Origin of the sequence: Rubrivirga sp. (genome assembly GCF_049648075.1) — a bacterium.
In the GTDB taxonomy this organism is placed as follows: Bacteria; Bacteroidota; Rhodothermia; order Rhodothermales; family Rubricoccaceae; genus Rubrivirga.
Map to the genome: position 1 here is coordinate 1 of NZ_JBARYR010000660.1, position 10,310 is coordinate 10,310.

Consider the following 10,310-nt stretch of genomic DNA (forward strand, 5'->3'; position numbering starts at 1 on the left):
ACGGCCGGTTGTTTCTGGCTCGGGTCCGACCTCGAGGCCGGCGTGATCAGCCGTGAGCGTGGCGCTTTCAGACCGCTCGTCCTGAAGCCCCAACGGAAAACGGCCTCCCACGCGAAGTGAGAGGCCGTCGTCGCTGCCCGACATGGAATCGAACCATGAACCTCCAGATCCAGAAACTGGCGCTCTGCCAATTGAGCTATCGGGCAGTGTCCCCGTGAGGAGATCCGCAATCTAGCGGGCCGACGGGGCTGGGATCAACCGCCGGACCCGGCCCTGGGCACCGCGACGCCGCTCTTCGCCCGCTCTTCGCCCGTCGGGACCGCCATCTCCGAGACTCCGGCTCCGGCCTCGAGAGCGGGCGTCGCGTCGATGAGCGCGTCGGCTAACTCGGCCGGGACCTCTCGCCACGCCGCGATATGCTCGACGATGCGCTGCCGCACTCGGTCGCGCAGCGCCGCCACGTCCTCGAGGGTGAGCCCCGTTGTCGGGACCGGCTCCAGGACGTCCAGGCGGACATCGGCGCGGTTGTAGCGCCAGCCATGCTTGGGAATCGCGTCCATGGTTCCGTCGATGGCGAGCGGCAGGACCGGGACGCCGGCCTCGATGGCGAGCCGGAACGCGCCGTCGTAGAACCGCTTGACGCGGCCGTCGCGAGACCGCGTGCCCTCGGCGAAGAACATGACCGACGTGCCGTGCTGGAGCTTCTGCCGCGTCCGCAGCATCACCGACGCCCGGCTGTTGGGGTCCTTCCGGTCCACGGCGATGTCGCCGGCCAGCTTCATCATCCAGCCCATCACCGGCAGGTCGAACAGCTCCTTCTTGCCGACCCACTTCATCTCCCACGGCAACAGCGACACCGTCGGGATGTCCGCGACGGACTGGTGGTTGCTCACGACCACGAACGGGTGCTCGAGCGTCTTCGGGTCGACGCCGCCGATCTCGACGTTCCAGGCCGGGTTGATGCGCGTCGTCCAACTTCCCATCACGCGGAAGGCGCGGCCGGCGTAGAGCTGGGTCGGCGTCCGGTCGAACAGGCGGATGACGGCCAGGACCGGGAGCGCGAACAGGCAGATGGCGGCGACGGCGATCCAGGTCAGGGCCGAGGTGATGGAGTTCATAGGCGGAGCGCGACGGGCTGAGCCGGGAACGCGGAACTGCGCGCGGCGATTCCCCGGCCTATGGACGTCGTCAAGGTCTTCACCGAAGAGCCCATCGGCCTCGAGGCCCTGGTCCCCGACACCGAGCCCGACGCTCGGCAGCGGGACGCGCCGGGGATGTCGCTCGAGGCGTTCTTGTCGAGGCCGCCCGAGCCGTACGCCCGCGCCTACATCGCCGGGACGTTTCTCGGGCCACCGCGCCGCGTCGGCGCGACCGCTCTTGGGGACGTAGACGCCTGGGTCCGACCGCTCCTCGACTGGGCCGCCGCCCGCCCGTGGTCCGTCCTCGAGGACGGAATGGTCCGATCCGTCCTCGAGGACGAGGCGTCCGTCGTTCTCGCGTCCGGGTCCGGGCACGCGCTTGCGATCGGCGCCCTCGAGGGCGCCGATCTGGTCAACGCGGTGAGTGGCGAACCGGAGGTCGGCGCCAGCCAGCGGCGAGACCGACTCCCCGCGTTGCGTCGCGTCCTCGAGGGCGGCGCGTCGGTGCTGTTCCGCGAGCCGGCGTTCGACGGGTGGGACTGGAGCCTCTTTTCGACGGCGCCGCTTCGAGACGATCTGGTCGAGGCGTTCCGCCGCCATCCGTCTGAGGCACGCCGCATCGTGGCGCCGTTTCAGCGAGCGCGGGGCGAGCACACGTTCTACCTCGAGCAGTGGACCCTCGATGACCTGCCCGAGTGGGCCGAAGAGCTGTGACCGCCCTCGAGGACGCCCGCATCGAGGCCGCGATGGCTCGTGCCATCGAAATCGCCCAGAACGGCGCAGGCGCCGTGAGCCCGAACCCGATGGTGGGCGCGGTCGTGCTCGGTCCCGACGGCCAAATCTGGGGCGAGGGCTGGCACGGCCGCTACGGCGGACCGCACGCGGAAGTCTGGGCCGTGAGAGACGCCGAACGCCACGGCCACGCCGACCTCGAGGACGCCACGCTCGTCGTCACGCTCGAGCCGTGCAGCCACTGGGGCAAGACGCCGCCCTGTGCCGATCTGGTGATCGAGCGCAAGATTCCGCGCGTCGTCGTCGCGCACCGAGACCCGTTCCCCGCCGTCGCCGGCCGAGGCATCGAGCGGATGCGGGCCGCCGGCGTCGACGTCACGGTCGGCGTGGGAGAGGCGTCCTCGAGGGCGATGAACGCGGCGTTTCTCACGCACGTCGCGACGGGCCGGCCGCTCGTCACCCTGAAGACGGCCTCGACGCTCGACGGGCAGGTCGCGACCTCGACCGGCGACAGTCAGTGGATCACGTCGCCGCCCTCGAGGGCGATGGTTCACAAGTGGCGCGCCGAGACGGACGCCGTGCTGGTCGGCAGCGGAACCGCGCGCGCCGACGACCCGGCGCTGACCGTCCGCGACGTCGCCCTCGAGGCTGGTCAGACGCAGCCGTTGCGCGTCGTCCTCGATCGGACGGGCTCGCTGTCGCCGTCCCTCACCCTGTTCGACGGCTCGGCCCCAACGCTCTCTGTCGTCGGCCTCGAGGTCGAGCCACCGTACCGCGGGAGACTGATCGAGGCCGGAGGTACCATCCTCGAGGTCGAGACCGTCGACGGGCACCTCGACCTCGGCGCCGTCCTCGATGCGCTGGGAGCGGGCGCCGGGTTGCCGGAAGGCGTCCGGGCGGTCCAATCGGTACTCGTCGAGGCCGGTCCGGGGCTCGCGACAGCTCTCCTGCGCAAGGACCTCGTCGACCGGCTTCGGTGGTTCGTCGCGCCCAAGCTGGTGGGGCGGGGGACGCCGGCCCTCGGCGACCTCGAGGTCGCAAAAATGACCGACGCCCTCGAGGGAGCCGACGTGTCGTGGGAACCCATCGGGCCGGACGTGCTTCTGCGAGCCTCCCTTCGCACCTGACATGTTCACCGGAATCATCGAGGAGGTCGGCACCGTCGAGGCCGTCACGCCGCTCCAGGGCGGCCGCCGCGTCCGCATCGGGTGCTCGTTCGCTGGCGCCCTCGAGGTCGACGAGAGCGTGGCCGTCGACGGCGTGTGCTTGACCGTCGTCGCGCAGGACGACGATGGCTTCGAGGCCACGGCCGTCGAAGAGACGCTGTCCAAGACGTCGCTCGGGCATCGCGCCGAGGGCGACGGGGTCAACCTCGAGCGCGCCTTGGTGCTGGGCTCTCGCCTGGACGGCCACTTGGTCCAGGGCCACGTCGACGCGACAGGCGTCATCGAGGACGTCGAAGAGCTCGCGGACTCGCACCTGGTCACGGTCCGCTATCCCGCCGAGCACGCCGCCTATCTGATCCCTCGAGGCAGCGTCGCCGTCGACGGCATCTCGCTGACGGTCGCTCGGCTCGACGAGACCCCCGGCACCTTTGTGCTCGCCATCATCCCGCACACGTGGGAGAAGACGACCTCCGAGCGGTGGGCCGCTGGGGACACGGTCAACCTGGAGTTTGACCTGCTCGGCAAGTACGTTCTCCGCTCGAGGGCGTAGGCGGACAGGCCGTCACGGGGGAATCCCCGGGGCCGCCGTCTCGTCAGTGGTCGGCTAGTGCGATCCCCCATGTCGGGCCTGTGCGTTCCGGTGCGTTCGCCGTGTCGCACCGGGGACTCCCCCAGGCGGTCCCGGCACGATGGCAGACGATGCTCGTTGGCACGCGGATCGCATGTGGAGTGGGTGCATCTCCACCACACTACCGTGTACCGTCCCTTCAGCCGCGCCGCCCGCCCTTTTGCGATCATTACTCGCCTCGGGGTCCTCTCTGCTGCGCTCGCCGGCGTCGTCCTCTTTTAACGACGCCTGATCGTACCGAGCGAGCGCCCATCGGCTCTCCCTTCCCTTCACTCTGAGCCTGCCCACCCATCTCGCGCTCTGCGCCGGGGCACACGTGCTCACGCTCGGTTCCTCGTCCGCCCCGTCCGGCTTCGCGCCTGGCGGGGCGGACGTGCGTTCGGTCGATTCCACGAACGCTCGGCACGCGTCCTCGAGGTCGCGCGGTAGCTTCGGCGTCCCCACGTGCGCACCGTTTCGCGCACCTAGTCCGCTACGACAGCACGCCGATGCAGCCGATCGCCGACCTCGACGTCCTCACGCCCGTCTCGTCCGCCCCCGACGTCCGGGGAGAGGACCAACCCCGCGTCCTCGATGCCCGCGCCGGCACCAACGGGCGGAGCGTCTTTATCGAGACCTACGGCTGCCAGATGAACGTGGCCGACTCCGAGCTGGTCGCCTCGATCCTGGGCGCCGAGGGCTACGCACTGGCCGAGACCGAGGCCGACGCCGACGTCGTGCTCATCAACACGTGCGCGATCAGGGAGAAGGCTGAGGACCGCGTCCGGGGCCGCCTCACCCACGTCCGGTCCCGGAAAGAGCGCGAGGCGAAGGCCGGCCGCGACATCCAGATCGGGATCCTGGGCTGCATGGCCGAGCGCTTGCGGTCGAAGCTGCTCGAGCAAGAGCGGCTGGTCGACTTGGTCGTCGGGCCGGATGCGTACCGGGACCTGCCGAGGTTGCTGGCCGAGAGCCGCGACACGGGCCAGGCCGCGGTCAACGTCCAGCTTTCCCGCGAGGAGACCTACGCGGATCTCGCGCCGGTCCGCTACGACACGAACGGCGTCACGGCCTTCGTCTCGATCATGCGCGGCTGCGACAACATGTGCGCCTTTTGCGTGGTCCCGTTCACGCGAGGCCGCGAGCGGAGCCGCCCGGTGACGAGCATTCTGTCCGAGGTCGGGCAACTCGTAGACGCCGGCTACAAGGAGGTGACGGTCCTGGGCCAGAACGTCAACTCGTACCGCGTCGATCATGGCGGGACGGCGGTCGACTTTGCCGAGCTGCTCTACCGGATCTCGCTGTTGAGCCCGGAGCTCCGCATCCGCTACTCTACGAGCCACCCCAAGGACTGCTCCGACGACCTGCTCCACGTCCACGCCGAGCGCCCGACGGTCTGCGACTTTATCCACCTGCCCGTCCAGCACGGCAACTCGGACGTGCTCCGGCGGATGCGGCGGACGTACACGCGGGAGCACTACCTCGAGTTGGTCGACCGGGCGCGGGCCATCGTGCCTGGCATCGCGTTCTCGACCGACTTGATCGCCGGCTTCTGCGGCGAGACCGACGCGGAGCACGCGGACACGATCTCCCTGATGGAGCACGTCCGCTACGACCACGCGTTCACGTTCGCCTACTCCGAGCGGCCCGACACGTACGCCGCCCGCAAGTACTCCGACGACGTGCCAGAGAAGGTCAAGAAAGCCCGTCTCGCTGAGATCGTCGCACTCCAGCGCCAGCACTCCCTGGCGAGCACGCAGGCCTTGGTCGGCGGCCTCGAGGTCGTCTTGGTCGAGGGCACGTCCAAGCGGAGCGACGAGCAGCTTCGAGGGCGGACCGACACGAACCACATGGTCGTCTTCGACCGCGCGTTCGACCTCGAGGCCGGCGACTACGCCGCGGTCCAGATCCACGATTGCACGAGCGCGACCCTCCTCGGCTCCGCTGTCCGGGCGACTACGCTGGAGGCTGAGACCGTTGGTCTGGCGGCCCTCGAGGTCGCGTAAGCCTGTGTCCTGCCCTCGAGGGCGAGTCGCTACGGACCCTCTGCGCCGTCCTCGAGGTCGGCGCGGCGCTCCGCGGTGGGCGTAGCGAGCCACTCGCCGTCGAGCCAGGCTAGGCGCTCGGTCAGCCAATCCTTGAGGTAGCCGACCTCGGCCACGTACGAACCGCCCACGAACGCGTTAGGCCAGACGTCCTCGTCAAGGATCGGCCAGCGCTCGAAGTTGCGGGCCTGCGCGTCCTCGAGCTCGGCCGCCGTCGCGTCGATCCAGGCGAGAAGCGAGTCGGTCGCGAACGGTCCGCGTCGGAGCTCCGTCCACCGGTCGCGGGCGCGTGTTTGGAACGTGTCGCTCTCGACCAACCTCGAGAACCACGACGGGATCGGGTACGTGTCGCTCGTGTAGGGCGTCGCGTACTGAAACCCGTCCGTCCCCGCCGCGCCACCGTAGTCCGCGTTGCCGAACGCGAGGTTGTAGTCCCATAGCGGCCCCGCGTGGAGCGGTGCCCCGGCCGCAGGTCGGTGGACGTACGTGCTGATCCGGTACGCGTCGATGTTTTTCGCGACCTCGCTGACAATCACGTAGTCCACGAACGAGTCGAGGTCGAGGTACGTCCCGATCGCGTCCTCGAGGTCGCCGACCGTCGCCTCTTCCATCGCATCGAACGTGACCTCGATCTCATCGCGCTGTGCCCCGGTCAACTCGTCGGCCTCGGGGTCGTGGAACTGGTAGCGGACAAACTGGCCGGTGGCGGGGTCTCGCGATGGCCACGTCTCGCCGCCTCCGGTCCGCTTGTCGAGCTTCGCGATGTAGCCGCCGGCCAGGCTGTCGGTGTCGGCCAGATCCACGCGGTCGCCGTCGTCCTTGATGGACTCGAGCAAGACGTACACGCCCTGGTAGTCGCCATCGAGGACGACCTCGAGGAACCGGAAGCGGCTCGCGTAGCGGTCGGTCAGGTGTCCCAGGTGGAACGCGAGCGCGTTGCGCATGAGCGACTTGTCGCTGTAGGGTGCGTGGAGCACCCAGTCGTTGTCGGTCGGTAGGCCCAGCAGCGAGACGTCACGGTTGCTCCCGTCCTCGTTCCGCGTCTCGACGGCGTACTGCTTCTTCGGGAACCGGCTCGAGGACGACCCCCGCTGCTCGATCCCAATCCACCCGTCATAGGCCGCGACCTCGAGGACGCTTTGCACGCCGCCCTCAAGGACACGCAGTCGCGCCATGATCTTGGGCTCGTCCGGGATGGACCCGTCCTCCGTCCTGATCTCAAACACGGAACGGGTAGACGTCTCGCTCTGAGCGCGAGCGGTCGCCAGCGAGCATGCGACGAGGACGATAGCAGCACGAAGAAAGGGAGCCATGGCGCGCTAGGGAGAGGTAGGTTAGACGTCCTCGACGCCAAAACGGTCCACGCTCGAGGTCGGCCCGGTGCGGGTCAGGCCAGGTCGATCGCGGCCCGCAAGCGCTTGGCCTCCTCCGCGTCGACGCGCGAGTCGCCCGTCCTCGAGGCCGCGCTGTGGATCTTGGTGGCGCCGGTCCGACGGACGATCTCGGCGACGTTGGTGCTGCGGACGCCGCCTCTGGGCATGATGGTCACGCTCCCGGCCTGGCCCACCAGCGCCGCGAGCCGCTCGGCGCCCTCGAGGGCGGGTCCCGGTCCTCCGCCGGTCTAGATCCGCCGGGCTCCAGCGTCGCGCGCGACCTCGAGGGCGGGGGCGAGATCGAGGTCGAACGCGGCGACCTCGAGGACGATGCGACGAGTGGGCACGGGGCTCGGATGGCGAGCAAAAGTACCGGCCGGACTCCGGCCTCGAGAGGAGATCCGGGCCGCGATGTCCGGCTCATCACGCGCAAGGCAGACTCGTGGCCCGACGCCCGGCCCGGGACGGCTATTTTGGCGGGCTCTCTCGTGTAGCGCAGATGGACCGGAAGGCCCTTCAAGAACGGTTCGGCATCCTAGGTGACAGCCCCGCCCTGCGGCAGGTCTTGGAGCGGATCCGTCAGGTCGCCCCGCCGGATGTGACGGTCTTGCTCGAGGGCGAGAGCGGGGTGGGCAAGGAACTGGTGGCGTCGGCGATTCACGGGCTGTCGAAGCGCCGCCACAAGCGGCTGGTCGTCGTCAACTGCGGCGCGATCCCGGAAGGTCTGATCGAAAGCGAGCTGTTCGGTGCTGAGAAAGGGGCCTACACAGGCGCCGTCGATCGTCGGACGGGGTTCTTCGAGGAAGCGGACGGGGGGACCCTCTTTCTCGACGAGATCGGCGAGATGCCGTTGCAGGCGCAAGTCCGCCTGCTCCGCGTCCTCGAGACCGGCCAGTTCACGCGCGTCGGCGGCACCTCGGCCTTGACGACGGACGCTCGCGTGGTGGCGGCGACGAACAAGGACCTGGGCGCCGAGGTCCGCTCGGGGCAGTTTCGAGAAGACCTCTACTACCGCCTGAGCACCGTCGTCCTGCGGATCCCGCCGCTGCGCGAACGGCGGGAGGACATCGTGCCGCTGTTCGAGGCCTTTGTGCAGCGGTTCTCGCGCCAGTACGAGGCGCCGTTCTTGCGCGTCTCCCCAGACGGAGGAGCCCTCCTCCAGCGGTACGCCTGGCCGGGCAACGTCCGAGAGCTCCGCAACGTCGCCGAGCAGGCCGTCGTGATGGTGCGCCAGAGCCCGCTCACGGCCGACCACCTGCGCCCACTCCTGCGCGGCGTCTCGGCGGGCGCGGGGCTGACCTTGGCCACGAAACCGGCCGGGGCCACCGACGAACTCCGAGAGCGCGAGCTGCTCTACCGCGCCCTCTTGGAGATCCGCGCCGAGATCCGATCCCTCCGCGCTTCCGTCATTTCTCGGAGCGGTGACGTACCCGACCTCGAACCGTCAGGTCGGCGGAGCCAGGCCACCGACGGAGCCCTGGTCCACGTCCCGAGCGACCCGTTCGGTCTGCCCGTCTCGTCGGACCTGTCCCCGTTCTCGGACCTGACCGACAGTCACGAGGTCGCGTACGAGCCGCCGTCCTCAACGTCGTACGACAGCGACGCCGCCGACACGATGTTCGAGATCGAGGACGTGGGCGTCCGGCTCCCGGAGTCGTTCGAGGAGGCCCTCGCCGAGGGGCTCCCGCTTCCGACGATGGAGCAGGCCGAAGTCGCGCTGATCACCGAAGCCCTGCGCCGGTTCGACGGCAACCGCCGGCAGTCGGCCGAAGCGCTGGGGATCTCGGAGCGGACGCTGTACCGCAAGATCAAAGACCTCGATGAGTAGCGGTCGAGACGAGGCCACAAACCCGATCGCCGAGCCCCTGGCGCTGGGGCGAGACGAAAGGCGGAGGAGGCGAGACGCGTCCTCGATGGGGACGCGCCTCGTGGGCTCGTCTCGCGCACCGCTCTCCCGCCGTTCTATGCCGCCCTCGTCCTCGATGTCGCGTCCTCGAGGACGGCCGCCCGCGACGTGGGCGGCGCTCGCCTTTCTGCCGCTCGTCCTCGCGGCGTGCGGCGTGTACACGTTCTCCGGCGCGACCATCCCCGACCGGCTCCAGACCGTCGCGATCCCGCTCGCCGAGGACCGCTCGACCGGCGGACCGCCCGGCCTGGACCAGCTCCTGACCGACGCCCTGGTCGAGCGCTTCGCCGACCGCTCCCGCCTCGACCTCGAGCCCGACGAGGCCGACGCGGACGCCGTCGTCCAGGCGACGATCGAGCGGTTCACGGTCGCCCCGGCGGCGGTGACGAGCGAGGCCAACGCCGCCGCCCTCAACCGCGTCACCCTCGGTGTTCGCGTCGTGGTTCTGGATCGCGTCGAGGACGGGGAGCTTCTCTCGAGGTCGTTTTCGGCGAGCGAGGACTTTCCACCGTCCGCCGGGTTGCAGGGCGAAGCGGACGCCGCGGCAGCCGCCCTCGAGCAGATCGCCCGCGACGCGTTCACGGCCGCGACCTCGGACTGGTGACGCTCGTCGCCCTCGAGGTCGCCGCGTGGGCCGCGGTCGGCATCTACGGCCTGGCCGTGGTGGTGCTGACGGGCCTGGGGCTGCACGCGTTCACCTTGGCCATGACACGGGTGCTCTTGCCCCGTCGGCCGCTCGACCGCGTCGCCCTCGAGGATGGTGCTCCGTCGGTGGTCGTTCAGTTGCCGGTGTACGACGAGCCGGCCGCCCTGGTCGCCCGAGCCCTCGATGCGGCCCTCGCCCTCGAGTACCCCGGGCCGGTCGAGATCCAACTCCTCGACGACTCGCCGCCGGCCGCCCAGCGCGCCAACGCCATCCTGTGCGCCGAGCGCCAGGGCTCGCGCCGAGTTCGGCACCTGCCACGGAACGACCGCGCCGGGTTCAAGGCCGGTGCCCTCGCCTTTGGTCTCGAGGCTAGTGACGCCGACCTGGCCGCCGTGTTCGACGTCGATTTTCGGCCACCGCCGGACACCTTGACGCGTCTGATCAGCGCCCTCGAGGCCGACCCGTCGCTCGCGTTCGTGCAAGCTCGGTGGACGCATCCCGACGCGCCCGACACCTGGCTGGCTCGCGCCCAAGCCGCCGTCTTGGACGTCCACTTCGCGGACGAGCAGACGGGCCGAGACCGCGCCGGCCTGCCGATCCTGTTCAACGGGACGGCCGGCGTGTGGCGCCGCGCCGCCATCGAGGACGCGGGCGGCTGGTCGGCGGACACGCTGGCCGAAGACCTCGACCTGACAG

Annotated in this window: 10 protein-coding genes, 1 tRNA gene and 1 pseudogene; 8 read left to right on the forward strand and 4 right to left on the reverse strand. The window is 69.9% G+C overall.

Translation table 11 applies throughout. The features are described 5' to 3' along the window. Nucleotides 1–133: 133 nt before the first annotated feature. Both WBA11_RS17730 and WBA11_RS17735 read right to left on the reverse strand, forming a co-directional pair. Nucleotides 134–206, reverse strand: a tRNA-Gln gene (locus WBA11_RS17730). A gap of 48 nt (nucleotides 207–254) precedes the next feature. Beyond that, nucleotides 255–1,118, reverse strand: coding sequence for a lysophospholipid acyltransferase family protein (locus tag WBA11_RS17735; protein WP_424521969.1), 864 nt, complete (start codon nucleotides 1,116–1,118; stop codon nucleotides 255–257). Nucleotides 1,119–1,178: 60 nt separating this feature from the next. Here WBA11_RS17735 and WBA11_RS17740 point away from each other — a divergent pair, with 60 nt between their 5' ends. From WBA11_RS17740 to miaB, 4 genes are all read left to right on the forward strand, one after another. After that, nucleotides 1,179–1,853, forward strand: a complete 675-nt coding sequence (locus WBA11_RS17740) for a hypothetical protein (protein WP_424521970.1) — start codon at nucleotides 1,179–1,181, stop codon at nucleotides 1,851–1,853. Next, entirely contained in the window at nucleotides 1,850–2,998 is a 1,149-nt protein-coding gene (gene ribD, locus WBA11_RS17745; protein WP_424521971.1) for a bifunctional diaminohydroxyphosphoribosylaminopyrimidine deaminase/5-amino-6-(5-phosphoribosylamino)uracil reductase RibD, read from the forward strand. Before WBA11_RS17740 ends, ribD begins: the two co-directional genes overlap by 4 nt. A gap of 1 nt (nucleotide 2,999) precedes the next feature. Then, nucleotides 3,000–3,587 (forward strand): riboflavin synthase, encoded by a 588-nt coding sequence (locus tag WBA11_RS17750; RefSeq protein ID WP_424521972.1) that lies wholly within the window; start codon nucleotides 3,000–3,002, stop codon nucleotides 3,585–3,587. Between the two features lie 566 nt (nucleotides 3,588–4,153). Beyond that, entirely contained in the window at nucleotides 4,154–5,650 is a 1,497-nt protein-coding gene (gene miaB / locus WBA11_RS17755) for a tRNA (N6-isopentenyl adenosine(37)-C2)-methylthiotransferase MiaB (protein ID WP_424521973.1), read from the forward strand. 29 nt (nucleotides 5,651–5,679) lie between these two features. Here miaB and WBA11_RS17760 read toward each other — a convergent pair whose 3' ends face one another. Further along, nucleotides 5,680–7,002, reverse strand: coding sequence for a CotH kinase family protein (locus WBA11_RS17760; protein WP_424521974.1), 1,323 nt, complete (start codon nucleotides 7,000–7,002; stop codon nucleotides 5,680–5,682). Between the two features lie 74 nt (nucleotides 7,003–7,076). Continuing rightward, nucleotides 7,077–7,298, reverse strand: a pseudogene (locus WBA11_RS17765) (copper homeostasis protein CutC); the annotation flags it as partial. Nucleotides 7,299–7,418: 120 nt separating this feature from the next. Here WBA11_RS17765 and WBA11_RS17770 point away from each other — a divergent pair. From WBA11_RS17770 to WBA11_RS17785, 4 genes are all read left to right on the forward strand, one after another. Continuing rightward, on the forward strand, nucleotides 7,419–7,556 hold the full coding sequence (locus WBA11_RS17770; RefSeq protein ID WP_424521975.1) for a hypothetical protein: 138 nt from the start codon (nucleotides 7,419–7,421) through the stop codon (nucleotides 7,554–7,556). Nucleotides 7,557–7,561: 5 nt separating this feature from the next. Continuing rightward, nucleotides 7,562–8,890 (forward strand): sigma 54-interacting transcriptional regulator, encoded by a 1,329-nt coding sequence (locus WBA11_RS17775; RefSeq protein ID WP_424521976.1) that lies wholly within the window; start codon nucleotides 7,562–7,564, stop codon nucleotides 8,888–8,890. Nucleotides 8,891–9,026: 136 nt separating this feature from the next. Next, nucleotides 9,027–9,572 (forward strand): LPS assembly lipoprotein LptE, encoded by a 546-nt coding sequence (lptE, locus tag WBA11_RS17780; RefSeq protein WP_424521977.1) that lies wholly within the window; start codon nucleotides 9,027–9,029, stop codon nucleotides 9,570–9,572. After that, nucleotides 9,569–10,310: glycosyltransferase (locus WBA11_RS17785; RefSeq protein WP_424521978.1), on the forward strand; the 742-nt coding region annotated here is incomplete at its 3' end. The genes lptE and WBA11_RS17785, both read left to right, overlap by 4 nt.